The sequence below is a fragment of the Gilvimarinus sp. 1_MG-2023 genome (assembly GCF_030548285.1).
Genome location: NZ_JAUOSC010001192.1, coordinates 1 through 261, shown reverse-complemented (window position 1 = coordinate 261; position 261 = coordinate 1). Strand labels below are relative to the sequence as shown.

The window sequence follows — 261 nt, the reverse complement described above, 5'->3', positions numbered from 1 at the left end:
GCGTGTTGTGGATGGCCTTATAATCACGACCTTGATTGAGGGTGACTTTTACGGCGGTTATTTCAGCTCTTCAACTTATGTCTGGCGGTTGCGTCAGGCTTATATGCAATTCGATAAGGTTACTCTGGGACAAACCTGGAGTGGTGCTTTCTTTGCAACTGCTCCAATGGATGCTGCCCAGGTTAACTTCTGGGGTCCTGGTCTTGGTACGATTGGTGGTAACGGCGGTACCATTCGCCCGAACCTGGTGATGCACTACAC

Annotated in this window: 1 pseudogene; it reads left to right on the top strand. The window is 50.2% G+C overall.

The features are described from left to right. Positions 1–261, top strand: a pseudogene (locus Q4563_RS20630) (hypothetical protein); the annotation flags it as partial.